We start from the raw sequence: 24,240 nt of genomic DNA on the forward strand, positions 1-24,240 counted from the left end.
TTCCGGAGCCCGAGCGTTGGGCTCACGGCCCGCGTCCGTATCATCAAGCGAGACCCTCAATGAAAGCATCGGACCTGTTCGTCAAATCGCTGGAAGCCGAAGGTATCGAGTACGTGTTCGGCATTCCCGGTGAAGAAAATCTCGATCTGCTCGAATCGCTGCGGCGCTCGAAAATCCGCCTGATCCTCACGCGCCATGAACAGGCGGCCGGTTTCATGGCCGCCACGTACGGCCGTCTCACCGGCCGCATCGGCGTGTGTCTGGCCACCCTCGGGCCGGGCGCGACCAACTTCGTGACCGCCGCGGCGTACGCGCAGCTCGGCGGCATGCCCATGCTGATGGTCACCGGGCAAAAGCCGATCAAGTCGAGCAAGCAGGGGCATTTCCAGATCGTCGACGTGGTGCGCATGATGGAGCCGCTCACCAAATACACGCGGCAGATCGTGTCGGTCGCCAATATTCCGGCGGCGGTGCGCGAGGCGGTGCGTCAAGCGGAAGAAGAACGGCCCGGCGCCACGCACCTCGAACTGCCCGAAGACGTCGCGCATGAGGAGGGCGATGGCAAGCCGATTCCGAAGAGCTTTAGTCGCCGTCCCGTCGCCGAGGAAAAAGCCGTGGCGCGCGCAGTCGAGGCGATCACCAGCGCGAAGCATCCGCTATTGATGATCGGCGCGGGCGGCAATCGCAAGACCACCACCAAGATGCTGCGCGAGTTCGTCGACCAGATCGGCATTCCATTCTTCACGACGCAGATGGGCAAAGGCGTGATCGACGAATCGCATCCCATGTGGCTCGGCAACGCGACGCTGTCCGACGGCGACTTCGTGCACCGCGCGATCGACCACGCGGACTGCATCATCAACGTGGGTCACGACGTGATCGAGAAGCCGCCGTTTTTCATGCGCAGCGGCGAGGCCGGCGAGAAGACGGTGATTCACGTCAACTTCCTCGGCGCGGAAGTCGATACCGTGTATTTCCCGCAGATCGAAGTGGTCGGCGATATTGCCAACGCCGTGTGGCAGCTCAAGGAAAGTCTCAAGGAGCGCCAGAAGCATTGGGACTTCACGCGCTTCAAGGAGATCAAGGAGCACTTCGAGGCGCATCTGGCCAAAGGCCAGCATGACGACCGCTTTCCCATGTATCCGGTGCGCGTCGTCAACGACGTGTACGAGACCACGCCAGTCGACGGCATCGTGTGTCTGGACAACGGCATGTACAAGATCTGGTTCGCGCGCTACTACCGCGCGCACGAACCGAATTCGCTGCTGCTCGACAACGCGCTGGCGTCGATGGGCGCGGGGCTGCCGTCCGCGATCGCAACCAAGATCGTGCATCCGGACCGCAAGGTCATGGCCGTGTGCGGCGACGGCGGCTTCATGATGAACTCGCAGGAACTGGAAACGGCGGTGCGTCTGAAACTGGATCTGGTGATCCTGATTGTGCGCGACGACGCGTTCGGCATGATCCGCTGGAAGCAGGAAAACATGAATTTCCCGGACTACGGCATGACGCTGAGCAATCCGGACTTCGTCGCGTATGCAGAGAGCTATGGGGCGAAGGGACACCGCATCGAATCGGCGGCCGAATTCGCACCGTTGCTGCGCGAATGTTTCGCGACGCCGGGCGTGCATGTGATCGATCTGCCGATCGACTATTCGGACAACGAGCGCGTGCTGAATCGCGAAATCAAGCGGCTTTCGGCGCAACTGTGAACCGCAGGTGAATGGCAGAGGAGCGGCCGCGGGGCATGGCCCTTGCTGGCAGCTTTTTCATTGTCAGATTGTCAGGCATCGGATCAAGGAGACGCGTCATGTTGCAAAAGACTTACCCGTACTACCTCGCGAACGTTGCGGTGGCTGCCAACACCGATCTCGAAGTCACCGATAAATTCAGCGGCGAAGTCGCTACCCGCGTCGCGATGGCCGACGCCACCGCGATCGACAAAGCGATCGGGCATGCCGTCGACGCCATGCCCGCCATGCGCGTCTTTCCCCCGTTCAAGCGTCAGGCGGTGCTCGAACATTGCGTGAAACGCTTTCGCGAGCGCTACGACGAACTGGCGCTCGCGCTGTGTATCGAAGCCGGCAAGCCGATCAACGACTCGAAAGGCGAGGTCACGCGCCTGATCGATACGTTCAAGGTGGCCGCGGAGGAGTCGGTGCGCATCGACGGCGAGATCGTCAATCTGGAGATTTCGCCACGCGCCAAGGGCTACCACGGCTATGTGAAGCGTGTGCCGATCGGGCCGTGCTCGTTTATTTCGCCGTTCAATTTTCCGCTGAACCTGACCGCGCACAAGGTCGCGCCGGCCATTGCGGCGGGTGTGCCGTTCGTGTTGAAGCCGGCGAGCCGCACGCCGGTCGGCGCGCTCATCATGGGCGAGATTCTGGCGGAGACCGACCTGCCGAAAGGCGCATTCTCGATTCTTCCCGCGCATCGCGACGGCGCGGATCTCTTCACCACCGACGAGCGCTTCAAATTGCTGTCCTTCACCGGCTCGCCCGCTGTGGGTTGGGAGCTGAAGAAGAAGGCCGGCAAGAAGAAAGTGATTCTGGAGCTGGGCGGCAACGCGGCCGCGATCGTCGACGGCGATCAGGGTGAGAAGCTCGACTATGTGGTTGATCGGCTGGCGTTCGGCGCGTTCTATCAGTCGGGACAGAGCTGCATCGGGGTGCAGCGGATTCTGGTTCATGCAAAGGTCTATGATGCGCTGCGCGAAAAGCTGATCGCCAAGACGAAGTCGCTGGTGATGGGCGATCCGAAAGACGAAAAGACCTTCGTCGGACCGATGATCTCCGAATCGGAGTCCAAACGCCTCGCCGGCTGGATGGAAAGCGCGGTGCAGGCGGGCGCGAAAATCGTCGCGGGCGGCAAGGTCGACGGCGCGATGTTCGAGGCGACGCTGCTCGAAGGCGTGAAGCGCGACACGGATCTGTATCGCAAGGAAGCCTTCGGGCCGGTGGCGATTCTGGAGCGCTTCGACGATTTCGGGGCCGCGCTCGCGACCGTCAACGACAGCGACTTCGGCCTGCAAGCGGGCGTGTTCACGGATTCGCTCGCGCATGCGCATCGCGCGTGGGACGAACTCGACGTGGGCGGCGTGGTGATCAACGACGTGCCGTCGTTCCGGGTCGACAACATGCCGTATGGTGGCGTGAAGGATTCCGGGCTGGGGCGTGAAGGCGTGCGCTACGCGATCGAGGACATGACTGAACTGCGGTTGATGGTGATGCGCGAGACGTGGTGAGACGGCCGGGACTGTGAGGCGGTCAAGCGGTGAGGTGGTGACGCGACGTAGCCGCGAGACGGCTGAGACGCGCCAGCGCCGCCCGCGCCGCCGCAGGCCGGGCGGCGCGCTGATCGCGGCGCCGCCGAACCGACGTGCTGTCACGCAACTGTCGTCTCCACGAACTACGCTGCGAGCGAGGCGCGCCGGTGCTTTGCCGCGATTCGCCGGCGGGTGCGCCGCCTGCTGGCGCCGGGCTTTCGCCACCGTAAGCAGAAAGCCGGCACATGCGCCATGAGTGTTTTTGCTGAAGTGCTACAATACCGGCCTTTCCGGCGGGTGTTTCCGCCGGCCGGAGCCGGCCGCATTTTTTCCTGCAATACCAACGGGTCCCGTGCGGAACGCCGTGGCTCCGCCTTCATCACAATGCTCTCTGCGGTTCCGACCGCTGCCGCGCGCACGCGCCAAGCGCATTTTTAGCGAAAGCCACCATGTCCGACACAGCCGTCACGCCCAGCACTGCGACTTTTGATCAATTCGGCCTCGCGCCCGACATCCTGAAAGCCGTCAAAGAGTCGGGCTACACCATCCCTACGCCGATCCAGGAGCAGGCGATCCCTGTCGTGCTGGCCGGCCGTGACATGATGGGCGCCGCGCAAACCGGCACCGGCAAGACCGCGAGCTTCTCGCTGCCGATCATCCAGCGTCTGTTGCCGCAGGCGAGCACGAGCGCTTCGCCCGCCCGCCATCCGGTGCGCGCGCTGATCCTCACGCCGACCCGCGAACTGGCCGACCAGGTCGCCGCGAACGTGCAGGCGTACGCGAAGCACACGGCGCTGCGCAGCGCCGTGGTGTTCGGCGGCGTGGACATGAATCCGCAATCCGAGCAACTGCGCCGCGGCGTCGAGATTCTGATCGCCACGCCGGGCCGTCTGCTCGATCACGTGCAACAGAAAACGGCGAATCTCGGCCAGGTGCAGATCCTCGTGCTCGACGAAGCCGACCGGATGCTCGACATGGGCTTCCTGCCGGATCTGCAGCGCATCCTGAACCTGCTGCCGAAAGAGCGTCAGACGCTGCTGTTTTCGGCCACGTTCTCGGGCGAAATCAAGAAGCTTGCCGCCACGTATCTGCGCAACCCGCAGACCATCGAAGTCGCGCGCAGCAACTCGACCGCGACCAACGTGACGCAGGTCGTGTACGAAGTGGCCGAGGGCGACAAGACCGGCGCGGTCGTGCAACTGATTCGCGAGCGCGGCCTCAAGCAGGTGATCGTGTTCTGCAACAGCAAGATCGGCGCGAGCCGGCTGGCGCGCAGCCTCGAGCGCGACGGCGTGGTCGCGACCGCGATTCACGGCGACCGCACGCAGAATGAACGGATGCAGGCGCTCGACGCATTCAAGCGCGGCGAGATCGAAGCGCTGGTGGCGACGGATGTCGCCGCGCGCGGTCTGGACATCGCCGAACTGCCAGCGGTGATCAACTTCGATCTGCCGTTCAATGCGGAAGATTACGTGCACCGGATCGGCCGTACCGGCCGTGCGGGTGCTTCGGGCGACGCGTTGTCGCTGTGCAGCCCGAACGAGCGCAAGCAGTTGGCCGATATCGAGAAGCTGATCAAGCGTCCGCTGGATGTGCAACGTCTGACGGTGGAAGCGCCGGTGCGGCATCACCATGAAGAACGCGCGCCGCGTCGCGAGCGCAGCAGCGAGGGCCGTGAGGATCGCGGCAGCCGTCGTCGCACGGGTGCGTCGTCGTCGGGTTCGTACGACCGGCCGCATCATCATCGCGCGCAGCCCGTGGATGATTTCTTCCTGAAGCCTTATGAGCCGTCGCCGTCTTCGGTTCGCAAAATCGAGGAGGCCGCTGCTGCTTCCGCTGCGCCACAAAAGGCGGCTTCCAAGCAGCCGTTGGCAGCGTTGTTAGGCGGGTTTGGGATGCCGCGGAAGTCGTCGTCTTCCTGATTTTTGGTTCGCGGGCGCGGCTCGGTTCGGTTAGCCGCGGCGCGGGCTGGGCTCGGCCCGTAGTGGGGCCGCAGGCAGCGCGGCAAAAATTTGGGGCGCTTCGAAAGTTCGCCTCGCACCGTGCAAGCGCGCCGGGTGCCGTAGCCAATCTGCGCAATGCACGCCGCGCAAGGCGAGATCATTTTCAGGCGTGAATCGCGTTCACGTTGCTGGTAAGCCCATCCGTTTTGCCCATGCCGCCGTGGCGGCAGCATAAAAGCCGTCCAGCGTCGTATGGGCCGCAGCGCTTTCCAGGTCGAGCCCAAGATGCTGTGCCGCTGTGCTTAGCGCTTCAAGCGGCTTGTCGCTATCCAGCGCCGTGGCTCCGTTCTGCTTGCTGAGTTTTTCGCCCTGTTCATTCGTGACGACGGGCACATGCAAATACTCCGGCGTCGGCACACCCAGGCAACGCTGCAGATAGATCTGCCGTGCCGTTGAATCCATCAAATCCGCGCCGCGCACGATGTGCGTGATGCCCGCGTCCGTGTCGTCGACGACCACCGCCAGTTGATACGCCCATTGGTCGTCCGCGCGCTTCAGCACGAAGTCGCCGACTTCGGTGGCGAGATTCTGTGTCTGCTTGCCCTGCCAGCGGTCCTCGAACGTGATGATCGCGCTGTCGCCGTCGGGCACGCGCAGGCGCCATGCGCGCGCCGGTTTGCCGTGCAGGCCGTCGCGACAGGTGCCGGGATAGGCGAGGGTCGTGTTGCGCGCGTGCGCGTTGAGCAGCGAGTCGGCGATTTCCTTGCGAGTGCAGCCACACGGATAGATCATGCCGGCAGCCTTCAATTGCTCCAGCGCTTGCTGGTAGCGCGCCGGCCGCGTGCTTTGCCAGACGGGCGGTTCGTCGGCATGCATGCCGAAGTGCTCGAGGGTGGCGAGGATGTCTTCTGCGGCGCCCGGCACGGTGCGCGGACCGTCGATGTCTTCAATGCGAACGAGCCATGCGCCCCGATGCGCGCGTGCGTCCAACCAGCTCGCGAGCGCGCTCACCAGCGAGCCGAAGTGCAACGGCCCGGTGGGCGAGGGTGCGAAACGTCCGCGGTAAGTCATGGTTGAGTGGTGGCGTTCTGCGCCGCCACCATCACGCGGCGCGCGCCGCCTTGCTGTCCGGATGACATTCCGGACACGTCTTGCCCGCCACGTACATCGGCGATTCTTGCGCTTCCGGCGGGACTACCGCGCGGCAGCCGAAGCATTGCGTGGTCTTGCTAGGCTCGAGTTGCGGATTGAGCGCGGTGCGGTAGTCGAACACGAAGCAGTCGCCGTGATAATGCGCGCCGCCCACTTCCTCGAAGTACTTCAGAATGCCGCCTTCGAGCTGGTACACGTTCTCGATGCCGACTTCCTTCATGTGGATCGCGGCCTTCTCGCAGCGAATCCCGCCCGTGCAGAACGACACCACCGTCTTGCCTTCCAGGTCGGCGCGATTTTGCTCGATCACTTCGGGAAACTCGCTGAATTTCGTAATGCGGTAGTCGAGCGCGTTGTCGAACGTGCCGACGTCGACTTCGAACGCGTTGCGCGTGTCGAGCATCACGACCGGACGGCCCTGATCGTCGTGACCGCGGTCCAGCCAGTGTTTCAGCGTGGGCGCGTCGACGAACGGCGCGCGGCCGAGTTCCGGCCGGATGGCCGGCTTTTTCATCGTGATGATCTCGCGCTTGAGCTTGACCAGCATGCGGGTGAACGGCTGCTTGTCCGACAGGCTTTCCTTGAACTGCAGATTCACGAACTTGCCGTCGAACAGCGCGTCGTGACGGATGTAGTCGATGAACGCGTCGGCGTTCTCGCGCGTGCCGGCGACGAACAGGTTGATGCCTTCCGGCGCCAGCAGAATGGTGCCTTTCAGGCCCAGCGCATTGCAGCGTTCCGTCACGAGCGGGCGCCATGCGGCGGTGTCTTCGATGGTCGCGAAATGATACGAAGAGAGGTTGACGATACTCATGAGTGTCCAGCGGTAAGAAGTGACCGGCCTTGCGGAAAACGGGGCGCGTTGGGCTGCCCGCCTTCAAACGCCATACGGCGCGGCCACGTCGAATAGGCGAAACCCGTATTATCCCTCAACCCGGCGCTTTGCCCGACTCGGCCGAATGGCCAACGGATTGCGGTAGCGCAAATCGTTCGTGAACTTGCTGTCGATTCGCTGCACTCAGGTGGCCGTCCGCATGCTCCGCCGGCCCAGGAACGCCTGCGCACGCGGCTCGCGCGTTTGCGTCCTAAGCCGATCGGCTAACGCGCGGTTTTGGCCTGAAAACTCCGGAAGGGTGGAGTTACAATGTCGCCCATGTCAGATCCCCGCTTCGTTCATCTCCGCGTTCACTCCGAATTCTCGATTGCCGATGGCATCGTGCGTCTTGACGACATTGTCAAGGCCGCGGCCAAAGACGGCCAGGGCGCGCTCGCCCTCACCGATCTCGGCAACGCATTCGGCCTCGTCCGTTTCTACAAGGAAGCCCGCGGCAAAGGGGTCAAACCCATTGCCGGCTGCGACGTCTGGATCACCAATCCGGACGACCGCGACAAGCCTTCCCGTTTGTTGCTGCTGGTGAAAGACCGGCTCGGCTATCTGAACCTGTGCGAACTGCTCAGCAAGGCGTCGCTCACGAATCAGTATCGCGGTCGCGCGGAAATCGAAGCCGGCTGGCTCGAATCCGGCCTGGGCGTCGGGCTCCTCGCCTTGTCCGGCGCGCAGCAGGGCGACATCGGCCTTGCGCTCGCGGCGGGTAACGAAGAAGCGGCCAAACGCAACGCGTTGCATTGGGCGAAGGTGTTCCCGGGCGGCTTTTATATCGAGTTGCAGCGCTGTGGTCTGCCTGGCGGCGAGCAGTATGTGCAGCAGGCGGTCGCGCTCGCGGCGTCGCTGAAACTGCCGGTGGTCGCCACACATCCCATGCAGTTCATGACGCCGGACGACTTCACCGCGCACGAAGCGCGCGTGTGCATTTCCGAAGGCGACATTCTGGCGAATCCGCGCCGCTCGAAGCGCTTTACGTCCGAGCAGTACTTCCGCACGCAGGAAGAGATGGCGGCGCTGTTCGCGGACATTCCGTCGGCGCTCGCCAACTCGGTGGAAATCGCCAAGCGTTGCAACCTCACGCTCGAACTCGGCAAGCCGAAGCTGCCGCTGTTCCCCACGCCCGACGGCATGTCGCTCGACGACTACCTCGTGCAGTTGTCGAAAGAGGGCCTCGAAAAGCGTCTCGAGCAGTTGTATCCAGACGCGGCCGAGCGCGAAGCGCAACGCGAAACGTATTACGCGCGCCTCGAATTCGAGTGCGGCACGATCATCAAGATGGGCTTTCCCGGCTACTTCCTGATCGTGGCGGACTTCATCAACTGGGCGAAGAACAACGGCGTGCCGGTCGGTCCGGGCCGGGGCTCGGGCGCGGGTTCGCTGGTCGCGTACGCGCTCGGCGTGACCGACCTCGATCCGCTGCGCTACAACCTGCTGTTCGAACGTTTCCTGAATCCGGAACGGGTGTCCATGCCCGACTTCGACATCGACTTCTGCCAGCACGGCCGCGATCGCGTGATCCAGTACGTGAAGGAAAAGTACGGTGCGGACGCCGTGTCGCAGATCGCCACATTCGGCACGATGGCGGCGAAGGCGGCGGTGCGCGACATCGGCCGGGTGCTCGATCTCGGCTACATGTTCACGGACGGTATCGCCAAGCTGATTCCGTTCAAGCCGGGCAAGCATGTCACCATCGCGGACGCGATGAAAGAAGAGCCGCTCCTCCAGGAGCGCTTCGACAACGAAGACGAAGTGCATCAGCTGCTCGAACTCGCGCAGCGCGTGGAAGGCCTCACGCGTAACGTCGGCATGCACGCGGGCGGCGTGCTGATCGCGCCCGGCAAGTTGACCGATTTCTGTCCGCTGTATACGCAGGGCGATGAAAGCGGCGTCGTGAGCCAGTACGACAAGGACGACGTCGAAGCCGTCGGCCTCGTGAAGTTCGACTTCCTGGGTCTGACCACGCTGACGATTCTCGACTGGGCCGAGCGCTATATCCGCCGCCTCGATCCGTCCAAGCAGGACTGGTCGCTCGCGCAGGTGCCGCTCGACGACCCGGCGTCGTTCTCGATCCTGAAGAAAGCGAATACGGTCGCTGTGTTCCAGCTGGAAAGCCGCGGCATGCAAGGCATGCTGAAAGATGCGCAGCCTGACCGCTTCGAGGACATCATCGCGCTGGTCGCGTTGTACCGTCCGGGCCCAATGGACCTGATCCCGAGCTTCTGCGCCCGTAAGCATGGCCGCGAAGTGGTGGAGTATCCGGATCCGCGTGTCGAATCTGTTCTGAAAGAGACCTACGGCATCATGGTCTACCAGGAGCAGGTGATGCAGATGGCGCAGATCATCGGCGGCTACTCGCTGGGCGGCGCCGACTTGCTGCGTCGCGCGATGGGTAAGAAGAAGGCCGAGGAAATGGCCGAGCATCGCGAGCTGTTCCGTCAGGGCGCCGCGAAGAACGGGCTGGCCGGCGAGAAGGCCGACGAAATCTTCGACTTGATGGAGAAGTTCGCGGGCTACGGCTTCAACAAGTCGCACGCGGCGGCGTATGCACTGCTCGCGTACTACACCGCGTGGCTGAAGGCGCACCATCCGGCGGAATTCATGGCGGCGAATATGTCGCTCGCCATGGACGACACGGACAAGGTCAAGATCCTGTTCGAAGACTGTCTCACGAACAAGATGGCGGTGCTGCCGCCGGACGTCAATCTGTCCGCGTACCGCTTCGAACCGGTGGCGGAAGCCGAAGGCAAGCGTTCCCGAACCATCCGCTACGGCCTCGGCGCCATCAAGGGCAGCGGCCAGAACGCGATCGAGGAAATCCTGCGCGCGCGTGAAGAAGGGCCGTTCATCGACATCTTTGATTTCTGCAACCGGGTCGATCGCCGTATCGTCAATCGCCGTACGGTCGAAGCCTTGATCCGCGCCGGCGCGTTCGACACCTTGCATGCGAATCGCGCGCAGCTGATCGCGTCCGTCTCGCTCGCCATGGAAGCCGCCGAGCAGGCGAGCGCCAACGCGCTGCAGGCGGGTCTGTTCGACATGGGCGACGCGCCCTCGCAAGGTCACGAACTGGTCGACGAGCCCGAGTGGCCAGAAAAGAAAAAGCTGCAGGAAGAGAAGGCCGCGCTCGGCTTCTACCTGTCGGGCCATCTGTTCGACGCCTACAAGGACGAAGTGCGCCGCTTCGTGCGCCAGAAGATCGGCGAGTTGAAGGAAGGGCGCGACAAGCTGGTCGCGGGCGTGATCGCGTCGCTGCGCACGCAGATGACCCAGCGCGGCAAGATGCTGATCGCGTTGCTCGACGACGGCACCGGCCAATGCGAAGTCACGGTGTTCAACGAGACGTTCGAAGCGCACAAGCAACTGTTCAAGGAAGACGAACTGCTGGTCGTGCAAGGCCAGGCGCGTAACGACGCGTTCACGGGCGGCATCCGCTTCACCGTCGACACGGTCATGGATCTCGGCCGCGCGCGCTGCCGTTACGCGGAAGCGGTGAAGGTGCAGATGAACGGCAATGCGGACGCGTTGGCGCTGCGTCGCGTGCTCGAAGCGCATAGCGCGGGCAAGGACGAACCGCAAGCGGCAGCGGCGCCGGCGGCTTCATCGCGCGGCGGAAACGGTGGTGGGAACGGCGGTGGCCGTAATGGTGGCGGCTATGGTGGTGGCCAGCGTCAGGCGGTACAGATCCCGAACGGGCTCGCCGTGCAGGTGGTCTATCGCAGCCAGAATGCGGAAGGTGAAATGCGTCTGGGCGACGCATGGCGCGTGAAGCCGACCGACGAACTGCTCGCGGCGCTGCGCGGCGAGTTCGCGGGAAGCTCGATCGAGATCGTCTATTGACGTTGCGTTTGCCCGTGCCACTGGCGCGGGCAAACCGATCTGCGTTCAGCGACGCGTCTTCGCCCCCAGCCGCGCCAGCTTCAAAAACCGGTAATACACCGTCTCTGCATTGAACACCGCGATCATGAACCCGGCGCGGCCGTCCAGAAATCCACGACGCAGCAAGTAAGTCCGCACGAACGCCCATGCGCCGCGCCCGAGCGCCTTGCCGAAGCTGCCGCGCTGACCTGCCGCATGACGTTGCTGGGCGCCCGCTGTCGAATACGCATCGAGCTTGCGCAACACGCCTTCGAAGTCCTCGTAGGAGTAATGCATCAGCTTGCCGGTGAGGCGCTGCGCCGGTGTATCGAACACCAGCCGCTCATGCACCAGGTCGTCGGAGAAACGCGCGGCGCCGCGCTTGAAGAGGCGCGGAATCCAGTCCGGATACCAGCCACTGTGGTGAATCCAGTGGCCACAAAAACTCGACAACCGGTCTACCGCGTAGACATTGGCGGTGGGGGCCGTAAGCGCCGCGCGGATCGCTGTCGCCAGTTCAGGCGAAACGATCTCGTCGGCGTCGATCGAAAGAATCCAGCTGGTGCTGAGGGCGTCGACCGCGCGATTCTTTTGCGGGCCGAAGCCCGGCCAGTCGGTCTGCTCGATCACGCGGGCGCCGTGGGCTCGGGCGATCCCGGCGGTGCCGTCGGTGCTGCCGCCGTCGATCACGACGATCTGGTCGGCGAAGGCCACGGCTTGCAGGCATTCAGCCAGCCGCGCCGCCGCGTTTTTGGTGATGATGGCGACGCCGAGGGTGGTTTCTTGCATACCTGAGTAGCGTGAGGGCGGAATGACGGAACGAATCGCGCAAGCGGGTGGCGGCAGGCGACCGGCACGAGGAGTATACACAGCCGGCCTCTATCCGCCGACGCTCACCCTCAACCGTTTACAATGCTCTTTTTTGATATTCCGCACGGCAGGCATTCTGTCCGCCGCGTGGCTGCAGTCCCGCCTTCTCAGAGGATTCCTTGAGCGCGAAGCCAACGTTAAGCAAACCCATCGGTTCAGGCGAGGCGTCGTCGGCCGCCGTCGTCTTTAAACGGCTATGGCCGTATATTCAGCCGCTGATCTGGGTTCTCCTCGGCGCAATCGTCGCGATGGCGGTCAGCGCCGCGACCGACGCGGCGATCCCCGCCTTGCTCAAGCCTCTGCTGGACAAGGGCTTCGGCGCGCATGCCAACGACAAGACGAAGTGGTTCGTTCCGGCCGCGGTGATCGGCCTCGCACTGGTTCGCAGCCTGTCGCAATACGCGTCCGGTTATCTGCTTGCCTACGTGACCAACAAGATCCTGCTCGATCTGCGCCTGAAGATGTTCGACCGCATGATCCACACGAGCGTCGCGTTCTTCCAGCGCGAAACCGCGAGCACGGTGATCAACGCGATCGTCTTCGAGGTGAACCAGATTCTCAACGTGCTGCTGAGTGTGCTGGTCACGCTGGTGCGCGATTCGCTCACCGTCGTCTTCCTGCTCGGCTATCTGTTCTATCTGAACTGGCGCCTGACGCTGATCGTCGCGGTGCTGCTGCCGGCGATCGGCTGGCTGGTCGGCAAGATCAACCGCCGCTTGCGTCGTTTGAACCGCGAGCATCAGCTGCTGACCAATGAGCTTTCGTACATCGTCGAAGAGTCGGTGGGCGGCTACAAGGTCGTCAAAGTACACAACGGCGAGCAGTACGAGATGGAGCGCTTCGAGTCGATGAGCAAGCGTCTGCGCGGCTACGCCATGCGCATGACCGTGTCCGGCGGCCTCGCGCAGCCGTTGACGCAGTTCCTCGCGTCGATCGCGCTCGCCGTCGTGATCACGATCGCGGTGGTGCAGTCGTCGTCGGATCAGACCACGGTCGGCGGCTTCGTCGCCTTCGTCACGTCGATGCTGCTGATCATCTCGCCGCTCAAGCATTTGATGGACGTGAACCAGCCGCTGCAACGCGGCATGACGGCGTGCGAACTGATCTTCGGTTTGATCGACGAGCCGTCCGAACCGGAAGGCGGCGGCAAACCGCTCGAGCGCGCGCGCGGCGAAGTGGAATTCCGCGGCGTCTCGTTCAACTACAGCGCCAACGCCACGCATAATCGCCACACGCTCGACCAGGTCTCGTTCAGGGTGGCGCCGGGCGAAATGGTCGCGCTGGCGGGCCCGTCGGGCAGCGGCAAGACCACGCTGGTGAATCTGCTGCCGCGCTTTTTCGATCCGACCGCCGGCCAGATTCTGGTCGACGGCGTGGCGATCCCCGAATACGATCTGCACGCGCTGCGCGGCCAGATCGCGATGGTGAGCCAGGACGTGGTGCTGTTCAACGACACCGTCGCCAATAACGTCGCGTACGGCCAGGCCGCCGATCCCGACAAGGTCAAGGCGGCGCTGCGCGCGGCCAACCTGTGGGACACCGTCGAGGCCATGCCGAAAGGCATCGACACGCTGGTCGGCGACAACGGCCTGATGCTCTCGGGCGGCCAGCGGCAGCGTCTGGCGATCGCGCGCGCGATCTACAAGGACGCGCCGATCCTGATCCTCGATGAGGCGACCTCGGCGCTGGACTCCGAGTCCGAGCGCCATGTGCAGGCCGCGCTGGAAACCTTGATGAAGGGCCGCACGACACTCGTCATCGCGCACCGTCTGTCGACCATCGAGCGCGCGAACCGCATCCTGGTGATGGAAGCGGGGCGGATCGTCGAGAGCGGCAGCCATCGTGAACTGCTGGCGCAAGACGGGCTGTACGCGCATCTGCACCGCATCCAGTTCCAGCAGACCGCGGCCTGAAACGCAACACACGTCAATCCGCCATTCGCCTCTCCATTCACGCGGTCCGCTAGCCCGGACCGCGCATGACTTACCCCTTAACATTTGACGAGGCGCAGGCGCGCGCTGTCTGAATGAAGAAACTTGGACTGTCCAGTAACGCCTTGCAGCACAGCGGCGGCCTCGAGCGCTACGCCATGGACCTGGTGCGCGGCCTCGCCGCGCTCGGCGTCGAGCCGGCTTTCTTCGCGCGTCGGTTCGACGCGTCGCTGCCGGAATGCAAGTTGGTCGAGCCGCATCGCATCAACGTCTCGTTCCTGCCGGGCAAGCTGCGCGACCGCTGGTTTTCGTGGCGCTTGCGCGCGGCGCGGCGCGCGGCGAGCGTCGATGTGCTGATCGGCTGCAACCGCGTCGACTCGTCCGAGGTAGCGATCTGCGGCGGCACGCATCTCGGTTTCTTGCGGGCGACGGGGCGCGCGCAGAAGCGTTCGGATCGCTGGCAGATTGCGCTCGAGCGCCGCCAGTACGAGCGCGCGGAAGTCGTAGTGGCGCATTCGCGGCTGATGCACGACGAACTACGCGAACTGTACGGTGTCGACGAAGCGAAGATCCGTGTGCTGTATCCGCCCGTGGATGGCACGCGCTTCGCGCCGACCGATGCCGCGACGCGTTCCACCTTGCGTCGCAAATATGGTTTCGCCGACAACGAGATCGTCCTGCTGTTCCCGTCGAGCAGCCACGAGCGCAAGGGTTTGCCGCTCATCGAAGCCGCGCTGCGCGACACGTCGCTGCCCGTGGTGGTGGCCGTGGCCGGGCGGCCGCCCGCGCGCACCTCTGAACGGCTGCGGTATATCGGCTATGTGAAAGAGCTCGCGGAGTGTTACCAGGCTGCGGACTTTACGATCCTCGCATCGACGTACGAGCCGTTCGGGCTGGTGGGTATCGAATCGGTGATGTGCGGCACGCCGGTCATTTTCCCGTCGAGCATTGGTTGTTGCGATGCGATCGCCCCACACGCGAAATTCGTCTTCGCGCCGAATGACGTGGCCGATCTGCGCGCAACCCTCGAACGGGCGGTGCGCGAGCATCGCGGCGGCACGCGTCGCGCGCCACCGGAACTGGCCCGCGACGCGGTGCTTTATGACGCAAGCGTGGCCGCTCACGTGAGCGCGCTGTTGACGCTGGCGCGGCAGATCGACGCCGCGCGTTAGGACCGCCACACCCTTGTCACAGAAGGGGCGGGCGGGCCGCCTGGCGCGGTTTTGCGTCGTTCGACGGCAGGGTCGCATGTTATAATTTTGCTCTATCGACGCTCGAACTCAATTCGAGCCGAACACCCACTTATTTCATCGAGCTTTCCATGCCGGCCTGGACAGGCCGGCGGGCGAGAGGCGCCGCGTCCCGAGCCGCGCCAGCCCGCCGTGACGGGGCGTAGCCGCTGCACTGGAGGCCTTCGGGAAGAATACCGCTGGAGATTGTGCATGGCGAACGCGACCTCACGCCGGGTATCGGCGTACAGCAAGATCGCGGCGGGAACCAACGCGCCGACGAGCCTATGAGTCGGCTTGCCGGGCGTCTTCGTATTTTTGCGCGGGCCATCCCGCGACTGCTGATCAAACCATTGCGCCGCGAGCCAAGGCACCCGCGCCGTATCCTGATTGCGCATCATCTGTTGCTGGGCGACACGCTGCTGCTCACGCCGCTCGTCGCCAAGTTGCGCGCGCAACATCCGCAAGCGCAGATCGTTCTCGCCTGTCCGAAGGCGATTGTGCCGCTGTATGCCGGGCGGCCTTTCGATATCACCGCGTTGCCGTTCGATCCGCGTGATCCGAAGTCGGTGCGGGACGTTTTGCTTTCCGGACCTTACGACCTCGGCATGGTGCTCGGCGACAATCGTCATAGCTGGCTTGCGTTGGGCGCGGGCTGCCGCTGGATCGTCGGGCATGCGGGCGATCGGCCGGCCTGGAAGAACTGGCCGCTCAACCGCAGCGTGCCGTATCCCGATACGGCGGCGGCCTGGGCCGACCTCGCCACGGAACTGATCGACGGGCCGCCGCCGCGCGCCTATCGACCCAGCGACTGGAGCGCGCCGCAACACGCGGCGCTGCCCGAACCGTCGCTGTTGACGAAGCCTTATGTCGTGTTGCATCCGGGCGCGAGCACGAGTGTCAAGCGCTGGCCCAACGCGCGCTGGCGCGAGCTTGCGCAACGCGTGGAAGCACTCGGCTATCTGCCGGTATGGACCGGCGGTCCGGGCGAAGCAGAACTGATTCGCGCAATCGACCCGGACCCGCATCATCCGAACCTGGCGGCGCGGCTCGGTCTCGGCGAGTTGTGGCATCTGTTTGCCGGCGCGCAAGCCGTGGTTTGTCCCGATACCGGCGTCGCGCATCTGGGGCGTCTGATTGGGGTGCCCACCCTCGCGCTGTTCGGGCCGGGCAACGCGCTGATTCATGGCGCGGGCCGCTATTGGAGCGAGGTGCCCTTCGTGCCGATTACGATCGCCGATATGCCGTGCCGCGATCAGCCGTTTATTTTCCGCCGCGAGGTAGCATGGGTGCGACGCTGTGATCGCAACGAGACGACCTGCGTGGCGTGGCGCGGCGACCATGCCGACTGTATGGGTCGGCTGTCGGTTGAGTCGGTATACAACGCATTGCAAAATGTTCTGGTGAAAGTGTAATGACTCACACGGCTGCGCGAATGGAGCGCGTGTTCTGGGTTGCCTGTCCGGTCATTCTGTTTGTGGTGATGTTTGGCCACATGACGGCGATCGTCTTCAATGCGCTCGCCCTGATGGCGCTCGGCGTGGCGGCGGCGGCCTGGTCGCCGGACCGGCCCTCGCTGCGGCACTGGCCGTTGGCGCTGCCCATTGCGGGCTGGGCCGCCTGGAGCCTCGCCTCGGTCGCGTGGTCCATGTATCCGATGATCAGTGTGCACGCGTGGTGCGACGAAGTGCTGTATCCGCTGGTGTCGTTCTGGGGCTTCTGGCTATTCGGCACCCAACTGCGGCGGCCCGAGCCCGTGGTGCTTGTCAACTGGATCGCCTGCGTGGCGGTGGCCGTGATCAGCGCGCTCCACTGGGGGCATTTGCAACCGCCCACTCCCAATACCTTCCCAATGCATTTCTATAACCGCGTCGGCCACACCAGCACGCTCGCGGTATTTTCGATGGCGCTCTTCGCGGGCTTCATGCTGCGGCCGCGTTGGCGCGTGATCGGCGCGAGCGGCATCGTGCTGTGCCTCTTTATCGGATTGGCAACGCTCAACCGGTTCTTCTGGCCGGCGGCCGCCGCGACGCTGCTGGTCGCGTTGTTCCCGCTGTACCGGCGGCGCCTGCTGCTGGCGTTGCTGGTCATCGCCGTGGTGGGCGCGGCCGGCGTCGGCACACTCGAGCTCAGTTCCCGCCTGCGCACGGCCGCCATGCCCCCTGCCACGCAGTTACACGATCTGGCGATCGACGGTCATCAGGTCTACGTGCCAGGCTCGCTGTCCGCGATCGGCGACACGGTATCGGCCGACACGCGTCCGAAGCTGTGGGCGTTTTATGTCGGTGAAGCCGAGCGCCACGCGTGGGTCGGCGTGGGCTTCGGCAAGCCGCTGCCGGGTATCGTCTATCGCAGTGAAATGCCGGCCAGTCTGCTGGCGGTCGAACCGCAAGCGCTGACGCACGCGCACAACCTGTTCATCAACACGTGGTTGCAGACGGGATTCATCGGGGTCGTGTTGCAGACCGTGCTGTTGCTGTGCCTCGTCGTGCGATTCTGGCGGCTGCGGCGGGTCAAGCCCTGGTTGTGCGCCGCGGGCGTTGCGCTGGTGGCCGGCATGATCGCGAAAAATACGACCGATGACTTCATGTGGCAGACCACCATGCTCGCGTTCTGGGCTTTCGCGGGCCTGCTGCTGGGCTGCGCGGAACAGGCTCGCGCGCCAGGCGGAACGTCGACCGAGACTGCACGTGGGCAATCCACGGTGGCGCGCAGTGAACAGCGGCGCGAAGCGCCAACGGCAGAGTTGGGCGAATAACCAGGATGACGAACGTGAACCCTCACTCTACTGAAGCTGACCGCACCCCGCTGCGCATCCTGTTTCATATCAACGATTTCGGCAAAGGCGGCACTGAGACCGCGTTGCTATCCTGGCTGAAGACGCTCGACCGGCGGCTGTTCGCGCCGAGCCTGTCGGTGGCGTATCCGACCGACGACCTGGCGTTCTGGCGCGCGCAGTCGATTCCCGATGACGTGCCCGTCCATGTGCTCGCCTCGTCGAAATGGATGTACGCGCTGCATCAGGCGGCGCGCCGGCGCAAGCTGGGCACCGGCGAGAAGTTATTGCACAAGCTGTTGACCTACGGCGCGATCCGGCCGCTGCTGGCGCTGCGTATGCGGCATCTCGTCAAGCAACACGATCTGGTCTGCGATTTCGATTTTTCCCTGCGCCATATGGCGGGCAGTTGCAATGTGCCCTGGTTCGGGGTGAACCATTTCAGCCTCGCGGCACGGCTCGGCGGCAAGAGCGAGCGGTACATCGCCCGGCGCGTGAGGCATTACGCGCGTTACTCGGCAATCACCGTGCTGATCCCCGCCATGCTGAACGAGGCAAGGGAACTCTTTTCGGCAACCGGCCAGGACATGGACATTGTCGAATTGCCGAATGTGATCGACGTCGACGCGCTGCGACACGCAGCGCGCGCGGAGATCAAACGTCCGGCTGAATCATTCATCGTTTCCGTGGCGCGTCTCGACGAAGGTCAGAAGGACCACAAGACCTTGCTGCGAGCCTACGCCCAGTTGCGTGAGCGCGGCCGCTGCGAGGCGGCGCTCGTCCTGATTGGCGAAGGGCGGGACCGGCGCGAACTCGAGCAGCTCGCCGAGGCACTGGGGATCGGTGCATCGGTGCAGTTTCTTGGCTTCTGTGCCAATCCGCTGCCCTATATCCGGCAGGCAGAAATGCTCGTCTTGAGCAGCCGCTACGAGGGTTGCGCCGTGGTGCTCGGCGAGGCGATGGCGCTCGGCACGCCGGTGCTGTCGGCGGATTGCCCGACCGGTCCGCGAGATATGCTGGAAGGTGGCAAGGCCGGCCTGCTGGTGCCGGTCGGCGACGTGGACGCCATGGCGCTCGCCATCGAGCGCCTGCTGACGGACACCGAGCTACGTCGGAGTCTCGCGCAAGCCGCGCTGCAAAAGGTCGAGACCTTCACGCCCCCTCGCGCCAATCAGCGGATGCTGGAACTGGCGTTGCGCCTGCTGGCGAAACACGACTCGCCGTCGGGCGTGCAAACAGTTCACTGAAAGCTCACTGAAGCGCAAGCCAGAGATTCACACGCCGCCGGTCACCAGCGGCAGCACCGTCAGATCAGGATGCGTGCCTTCCACGATGCTGCGTCCCACGTGTACGCCTTCATAGAGCGCTTCGTCTTCGCCGGCGAAGCTCTCTTCGCCGTCGGGGTGAAATGGCACTGCGTGGCCGGGAATGGCCGGATCCGCGCCCGGATGGCAAACGTAGCCGATATACGTGTAGCGTTTATTCGCCGCGGTCGGCATGTGCCCTTCGCTGGGCGGGTTTTTCAGAAACGGCGCTACGTGAATTTCGAAACCCTCGTATTCCACCATCTGCCAGGGTGCGGTTTCATCGGCCATGGCCGCCTCCGTCTAGTCGCGCGCTTGTCAAAAAGTCTAGGTGATTTCAACGTAAAGCGCGCTCAAAACGGATACGGCAAAACCACTACGGTTTGATCGCGCCGAGCTGCTTGAGCAGCGTCAGATTGTCTTCGAGGTGCCAGTTTTCGACGATGCGGCCGTCCTTCACGCGATACAGGTCGAAGGCCTGGAAGTCCACGGTCTGGCCGGTGCCTTGAGGTTCTGGAACTGCCCGGTGAAGTGACCATGGAAATGCAGATGCACCGAGGCGCGATCGCCGGCCACCACGAGATCGTCGATTTCCGCGTGCAGGTCGGGCACCGCTGCGCGAAAGCCCTTCGACGCCTGCAGCGGACCCTCAGGACCCTGCGGGCGTCCGTCCGGCAAGGTGCGATCCACGAAAGCAGGCGACAACGCGAGCTTCGCGTAGGCCTCGTCGCCGGTGTTCCAGAAGGCGGCGTAGCGACGGGCAGTCCGGGCGACTTCGGCGCTTTGCGCCGAGTTCGACGCGACGGCGACGTGGTGCGGCACGGGCAGGTCTGCGTCGCTTGCGGCATGGGCGCCCAAGGCGCCGGTGAGGCTCGCGGCGACCAGCATATGACGGGCGATTCGGGCGATTGACGAGGTGGACATGGCGCGCTCCGGAGAGAGTTGAAGTGGATGAAGCGCATTCTCCGGCGTAAGGCTGTGTTTGATAATCGGTCTGTCGCTTAAAGGATTTTCTGTTTTTATTTGAAAATAACTGCCGCAGCGTGAACGCTCGGACGACGAAGTAACAGAGTCGTTCCGGCCGACCGCGCGACGTCTATCGTCAGATAGAATGGTGCGCTTTGCCCGTACACGACACTGCCCATGTGGTTCAAAAACCTTCAGCTTCACCGTCTTCCCGCTCCGTGGTCCGTCACCCCAGAACAAATGCAGAAGTGGCTCGCGCCGCACGCGTTCGCGCCCGGCAATAGCGTCGAGATGCAAAGCCACGGCTGGGCGTCGCCGCGCGATAACGACTCGCTGGTGTACGCGCTCAATGGCCAGATGTTGCTGGTGTTTCGCGCCGAAAAGAAACTGCTGCCGGCCTCGGTCGTCACGCAGGTGACCAAGGAGCGCGCGCTCGAACTCGAGGATCAGCAAGGCTTCAAACCCGGCCGCAAGCAGATGCGCGAACTCAAGGAACAGGTCACCGACGAACTGTTGCCGCGCGCCTTCAGCATTCGCCGCGACACGCGCGTGTGGATCGATTGCAAGAACGGCTGGCTAGTGATCGACGCCGCTTCACAAGCGGTCGCCGATGAAGTGCGCGGCCTGCTGGTCAAGTCGATCGATCAATTGCCGCTCGGCACGGTGCGCGTCACGCACTCGCCGGTCGCGGCCATGACCGAATGGCTGCTGTCAGGCGAGGGCCCCGCTGGCTTTACGCTCGACCAGGACACCGAGTTGCGTTCGCCCACCGAGGGCAACGCGACCGTGCGCTATGTGGGACATACTTTGGACGCCGAAGATATGCGCCGTCATATCGAAGCCGGCAAGCAATGCATGCGGCTCGCGATGACGTGGAACGATCGCGTGTCGTTCGTGCTGACGCCGTCGCTGACGATCAAGCGCATTGCGCCGCTCGACGTGCTGAAGGAAGCGAGCGATCCCACCGCGCAAAACGACGACGAACGCTTCGACTCCGACGTCACGCTGATGACCGCCGAACTCGACCGCCTGCTGAGCGATCTGCTCGATGCGTTGGGTGGCGAGCAGGGCGGCGAAGCGATGCCGCAAGCCAGGGCGGCGTAAGCACCGTCTGGTTTTCTGGTTTGTTGCAGGCCGGCGCGTTGAAGTCTTTCCGCGCCGGCCTTTTTCATGCCGGATCGATCGGGCGCGAAAACGCATCGGCATGAGCGGTACAAAGATGCTCGAGCGAGGCGCGGCGAATGTGCGCTTTCGCTTCGTGGTTCACGTCGGACCGTTGCGCGCCCACGCCGCGAAAATGGTTAAGATGGCGATCAGCAGAACGCATCAGTCACGGAGGACTTGCAATGGTTCGTCTGGTCATGATTCTGTTGGGCGTCGATTACTTGCGCACGCGCTGGCGATCGTTGCGGATCGTCGGCTGCATCAGTCTGCTGTTCGGCGTCTCCGTGTTCATTGATGCGCTCGATGGCGCGCTCTATTTTCCCATCACCCCGTTCGTCTCGTTGCTGTTGCTCGAAGGCCTCGCCACGCTGGCCGTCGCCTGGACCGGCATGGGCGGGCAACGCACGCTGCGCTATGTGAAGGGCATCGGGTTCACCACCGCGGCCGCGCTGATTCTGGTCGGCCACGAGCACGGCAATTTCATTCTGTCGATGATCTTCGGCACGCTCTTTCTCGCCGATGGCCTCTTGCAGATCGTCTCGGCCAAAGTGGTCCGCTTTCGCACGTGGCGGCTCGCGATGATCGGCGGCGCTGTCGAAATCGCGCTGGCGATTTTCTTCTATCAGCCCTATCCGACTCACTACGTGGGCACGGTGCCGTACTGTGTCGGACTCGGCCTGATCTTTGGCGGATGGAACATGATCCTGCTGAGCGCGCGGGTGCGGCTGCTCGCGTCGAACCCCGCGGTCGTCGCGGGCGATTCCCCGGCGGATGCCGGCATCGCCGCCGCGAGCGCGCTGGCCGCCAGCCGTCTGATTGCGCACGAATGGGACGGCCCGCCCGCCGCCGACGAAGCCGCTTTGACCGTGCACGTGTGGACACCGGTCGGCTCCGCCAAGGGCGAAGCACGGCGGCAATTGATCGTGGATCGCTATATCGCGGCGGTGGACCGCAACGGCGTGATATCGACCGGCCATGCCGCGCTCGAATCGCCCGAGGGCGTCTACATCAGCCTGTATCCGGGTGTCGAGATCGATCGCTCGCCCGACGACTTCGCGCGGCTTCTGCGCGCCACGCGCGAGAACGACGTGCCTGGGCTATTTCAGCCCGATTACCCGACTGAATCCAAAGCGTGGTGTCCGTCGACGGTTCAGGTGCGCATCCGCAACTACGATCCGGTCCGTCTGCGCCGCTTCTGGGACACGTATCGACAGGACACGACTTACAACCTCACGCATCGCAACTGTTCAAGCAGTGTCTCGCGCGCCCTGGAGGCCGCGATCGAGGGCGCCTCGGCGCGTGTGTGGGGCGACCTCGGCGGCTGGCAGCCATTTCTGCGCGTGATCTCGACACCGGAACTGTGGGTCGCCGCGCAAGTGCGCAAGCGAGCCGCGACGATGGCGTGGACACCCGGCCTCACGCTCGATTACGCGCGGGCGCTGAGCATGCTGGCCGACCCGCGGCCTTCGGGCTGGGTCAAGATGGCGCGCCTCGCGGTGCGCAGAATGGTTCGCTCGCGCCAGCAATGGCGCGAGGAGGCTCGTCACGCGCACGTTGCCGACGACGCGGCACGCGGCACGGTGCGCGAATGACGCACGCCCGGCGCGAGCGCTGCCCAACTTCGGCGTCACGGTAAAAATAACAATCGCATCAACAGCTTGCAGTTTTTGCCGGATAGTTATGCACAGATTTGCGAACAGATTCTGTTGATAACTTCTCCCGCGCGACGCCGCGGCCAAATGAGTGCTTTCAACCAATATGGCGGGTGTATGCTCAACCCGTCAGTTTGTGTTTGAGAGCACTCGACCACACCGCAACCCGGCCGTGGCTCATTGAGGATCAAAACCGCGCTGCGCGCTTTTTGCCCGCTGTGGCCGCGGCTTTTTACAAGCGTGAACGCGATGGACAGGATGAACCCAGCGGCATCCATCGGGCGGTCAGATGAATGAGCCGCAGCGCTTCACGGTGCGCCATGTCAGCGTCTACCGTTACTCGGAACCCGTGCGCTTCGGTGAACATCGCATGATGTTCCGGCCGCGCGCGAGTCACGATTTGCGCCTCGTCACGAACAAGCTGGTGATCACACCCGCGCCGTCGCGGTTGCATTGGCTGCACGACGTATTCGACAACTCGGTGGCGGTCGCGAGTTTCGCGGACAAGGCGAGCGAATTGCGCTTCGACAGCGAAGTGACACTCGAGCACTTCGAAGCGCCCATGCCCGATTACGCGCTGGAACCGTACGCGGTGAACTGGCCGTTCGCGTACACGAACGAGGAGGCGTCCGATCTCGTGAACGCGCGCAGCCGCCAGTATCCGGACAGCGATGTGGATGAGTGGGCGCGCCGTTTCGTGCCGACCCTGGGCGGTGCTGCAAAGGCCAGCGGCAAAGGTGGCAAAAGCAGCGCGGGTAGCAGCGGCACGATGGCGCTGCTGCGAGCCATGACGCTCGAAATCAAGAGCACGTTTTTCTATGTGCGCCGCACGGAAAAAGGCGTGAACCGTCCCGGCGACACCTTGCGCAGCCGCAGCGGCAGTTGCCGCGATTTTGCCGTGCTGATGATGGACGCGGTGCGCTCGCTCGGCCTCGCGGCGCGCTTCGTGAGTGGCTATCTGTTCGTGCCCGAGCACGACGCGACGCAAGGCGGCGGCGCGACGCACGCATGGTTGCAGATCTATTTGCCGGGCGCCGGCTGGGTCGATTTCGATCCGACCAACAGTATCGTCGGCAACCGCCATCTGATTCGCGTGGCGGTGGCGTGGAACGCCTATCAGGCGCTGCCGTTGTGGGGCACGTGGCATGGCGCGCCGCATTCGTTTCGCGGCTTGCAGGTGGATGTGAGCGTGACAGAAGGCGAATGACGGTGAAACGAGGCGGATAAGGGCGAATGAACGCGCG

General features: G+C 63.9%; 16 protein-coding genes and 1 pseudogene. 12 read left to right on the forward strand and 5 right to left on the reverse strand.

Annotated features, from left to right (window positions below; translation table 11 throughout):
* The first annotated feature begins 59 nt into the window (after positions 1–59).
* From PQR32_RS21200 to PQR32_RS21210, 3 genes are all read left to right on the forward strand, one after another.
* On the forward strand, positions 60–1,712 hold the full coding sequence (locus PQR32_RS21200) for an acetolactate synthase large subunit (protein ID WP_408231226.1): 1,653 nt from the start codon (positions 60–62) through the stop codon (positions 1,710–1,712).
* 98 nt (positions 1,713–1,810) lie between these two features.
* Positions 1,811–3,247 (forward strand): aldehyde dehydrogenase family protein, encoded by a 1,437-nt coding sequence (locus PQR32_RS21205; protein ID WP_408231229.1) that lies wholly within the window; start codon positions 1,811–1,813, stop codon positions 3,245–3,247.
* Positions 3,248–3,717: 470 nt separating this feature from the next.
* Positions 3,718–5,190: a DEAD/DEAH box helicase gene (locus PQR32_RS21210; RefSeq protein ID WP_408231232.1), complete on the forward strand. Its 1,473-nt coding sequence runs from the start codon at positions 3,718–3,720 to the stop codon at positions 5,188–5,190.
* 201 nt (positions 5,191–5,391) lie between these two features.
* On the opposite strand, the gene gluQRS is transcribed toward PQR32_RS21210, so the two are convergent.
* A complete protein-coding gene (gene gluQRS / locus PQR32_RS21215) occupies positions 5,392–6,282 on the reverse strand; it encodes a tRNA glutamyl-Q(34) synthetase GluQRS (RefSeq protein WP_408231235.1) in 891 nt (296 codons plus the stop codon).
* A 31-nt stretch (positions 6,283–6,313) separates the two neighbouring features.
* Positions 6,314–7,177, reverse strand: coding sequence for a sulfurtransferase (locus tag PQR32_RS21220; protein WP_408231238.1), 864 nt, complete (start codon positions 7,175–7,177; stop codon positions 6,314–6,316).
* A gap of 330 nt (positions 7,178–7,507) precedes the next feature.
* Here PQR32_RS21220 and dnaE point away from each other — a divergent pair, with 330 nt between their 5' ends.
* Positions 7,508–11,086: a DNA polymerase III subunit alpha gene (gene dnaE / locus PQR32_RS21225; RefSeq protein ID WP_408231241.1), complete on the forward strand. Its 3,579-nt coding sequence runs from the start codon at positions 7,508–7,510 to the stop codon at positions 11,084–11,086.
* Positions 11,087–11,131: 45 nt separating this feature from the next.
* Here the strand turns inward: dnaE and PQR32_RS21230 are convergent, their stop codons facing one another.
* A complete protein-coding gene (locus tag PQR32_RS21230; RefSeq protein ID WP_408231244.1) occupies positions 11,132–11,893 on the reverse strand; it encodes a glycosyltransferase family 2 protein in 762 nt (253 codons plus the stop codon).
* Between the two features lie 200 nt (positions 11,894–12,093).
* On the opposite strand from PQR32_RS21230, the gene msbA reads away from it, so the two are divergent.
* The 5 genes from msbA (at position 12,094) to PQR32_RS21255 (ending at position 19,157) form a co-directional block, all read left to right on the forward strand.
* On the forward strand, positions 12,094–13,887 hold the full coding sequence (gene msbA / locus PQR32_RS21235; protein ID WP_408214394.1) for a lipid A export permease/ATP-binding protein MsbA: 1,794 nt from the start codon (positions 12,094–12,096) through the stop codon (positions 13,885–13,887).
* A 113-nt stretch (positions 13,888–14,000) separates the two neighbouring features.
* Positions 14,001–15,077, forward strand: a complete 1,077-nt coding sequence (locus PQR32_RS21240) for a glycosyltransferase family 4 protein (protein ID WP_408231248.1) — start codon at positions 14,001–14,003, stop codon at positions 15,075–15,077.
* Between the two features lie 344 nt (positions 15,078–15,421).
* A complete protein-coding gene (locus PQR32_RS21245) occupies positions 15,422–16,549 on the forward strand; it encodes a glycosyltransferase family 9 protein (RefSeq protein WP_408231251.1) in 1,128 nt (375 codons plus the stop codon).
* Entirely contained in the window at positions 16,549–17,892 is a 1,344-nt protein-coding gene (locus PQR32_RS21250) for an O-antigen ligase family protein (protein WP_408231254.1), read from the forward strand. The genes PQR32_RS21245 and PQR32_RS21250 overlap by 1 nt, the downstream gene beginning before the upstream one ends.
* Before the next feature lie 5 nt (positions 17,893–17,897).
* Positions 17,898–19,157: a glycosyltransferase gene (locus PQR32_RS21255; protein WP_408231257.1), complete on the forward strand. Its 1,260-nt coding sequence runs from the start codon at positions 17,898–17,900 to the stop codon at positions 19,155–19,157.
* A gap of 27 nt (positions 19,158–19,184) precedes the next feature.
* Here PQR32_RS21255 and PQR32_RS21260 read toward each other — a convergent pair whose 3' ends face one another.
* Together PQR32_RS21260 and PQR32_RS21265 are read right to left on the reverse strand one after the other, a co-directional pair.
* Positions 19,185–19,505, reverse strand: a complete 321-nt coding sequence (locus tag PQR32_RS21260) for a hypothetical protein (RefSeq protein ID WP_408231260.1) — start codon at positions 19,503–19,505, stop codon at positions 19,185–19,187.
* 163 nt (positions 19,506–19,668) lie between these two features.
* Positions 19,669–20,138 (reverse strand): annotated as a pseudogene (locus tag PQR32_RS21265) (ester cyclase); the annotation flags it as partial.
* A 219-nt stretch (positions 20,139–20,357) separates the two neighbouring features.
* Between PQR32_RS21265 and PQR32_RS21270 the strand changes: the two are divergent.
* The 3 genes from PQR32_RS21270 (at position 20,358) to PQR32_RS21280 (ending at position 24,203) form a co-directional block, all read left to right on the forward strand.
* On the forward strand, positions 20,358–21,284 hold the full coding sequence (locus PQR32_RS21270; protein ID WP_408231263.1) for a recombination-associated protein RdgC: 927 nt from the start codon (positions 20,358–20,360) through the stop codon (positions 21,282–21,284).
* 242 nt (positions 21,285–21,526) lie between these two features.
* On the forward strand, positions 21,527–22,936 hold the full coding sequence (locus PQR32_RS21275; RefSeq protein ID WP_408231266.1) for an HdeD family acid-resistance protein: 1,410 nt from the start codon (positions 21,527–21,529) through the stop codon (positions 22,934–22,936).
* 349 nt (positions 22,937–23,285) lie between these two features.
* The gene (locus PQR32_RS21280; RefSeq protein WP_408231269.1) at positions 23,286–24,203 is read left to right on the forward strand and encodes a transglutaminase family protein; all 918 of its coding nucleotides are present in this window, start codon (positions 23,286–23,288) and stop codon (positions 24,201–24,203) included.
* The last annotated feature ends 37 nt before the right edge of the window (positions 24,204–24,240 follow it).

The organism is Paraburkholderia dipogonis, from assembly GCF_046027395.1.
Lineage (GTDB): Bacteria > Pseudomonadota > Gammaproteobacteria > Burkholderiales > Burkholderiaceae > Paraburkholderia > Paraburkholderia dipogonis_A.

Coding starts and splice junctions, on each gene's coding strand:
- PQR32_RS21200 (WP_408231226.1), top strand. CDS start 60: ATGAAAGCATCGGACCTGTTCGTCAAATCGCTGGAAGCCGAAGGTATC.
- PQR32_RS21205 (WP_408231229.1), top strand. CDS start 1,811: ATGTTGCAAAAGACTTACCCGTACTACCTCGCGAACGTTGCGGTGGCT.
- PQR32_RS21210 (WP_408231232.1), top strand. CDS start 3,718: ATGTCCGACACAGCCGTCACGCCCAGCACTGCGACTTTTGATCAATTC.
- gluQRS (WP_408231235.1), bottom strand. CDS start 6,282: ATGACTTACCGCGGACGTTTCGCACCCTCGCCCACCGGGCCGTTGCAC.
- PQR32_RS21220 (WP_408231238.1), bottom strand. CDS start 7,177: ATGAGTATCGTCAACCTCTCTTCGTATCATTTCGCGACCATCGAAGAC.
- dnaE (WP_408231241.1), top strand. CDS start 7,508: ATGTCGCCCATGTCAGATCCCCGCTTCGTTCATCTCCGCGTTCACTCC.
- PQR32_RS21230 (WP_408231244.1), bottom strand. CDS start 11,893: ATGCAAGAAACCACCCTCGGCGTCGCCATCATCACCAAAAACGCGGCG.
- PQR32_RS21240 (WP_408231248.1), top strand. CDS start 14,001: ATGAAGAAACTTGGACTGTCCAGTAACGCCTTGCAGCACAGCGGCGGC.
- PQR32_RS21245 (WP_408231251.1), top strand. CDS start 15,422: ATGAGTCGGCTTGCCGGGCGTCTTCGTATTTTTGCGCGGGCCATCCCG.
- PQR32_RS21250 (WP_408231254.1), top strand. CDS start 16,549: ATGACTCACACGGCTGCGCGAATGGAGCGCGTGTTCTGGGTTGCCTGT.
- PQR32_RS21255 (WP_408231257.1), top strand. CDS start 17,898: ATGACGAACGTGAACCCTCACTCTACTGAAGCTGACCGCACCCCGCTG.
- PQR32_RS21260 (WP_408231260.1), bottom strand. CDS start 19,505: ATGGCCGATGAAACCGCACCCTGGCAGATGGTGGAATACGAGGGTTTC.
- PQR32_RS21270 (WP_408231263.1), top strand. CDS start 20,358: ATGTGGTTCAAAAACCTTCAGCTTCACCGTCTTCCCGCTCCGTGGTCC.
- PQR32_RS21275 (WP_408231266.1), top strand. CDS start 21,527: ATGGTTCGTCTGGTCATGATTCTGTTGGGCGTCGATTACTTGCGCACG.
- PQR32_RS21280 (WP_408231269.1), top strand. CDS start 23,286: ATGAATGAGCCGCAGCGCTTCACGGTGCGCCATGTCAGCGTCTACCGT.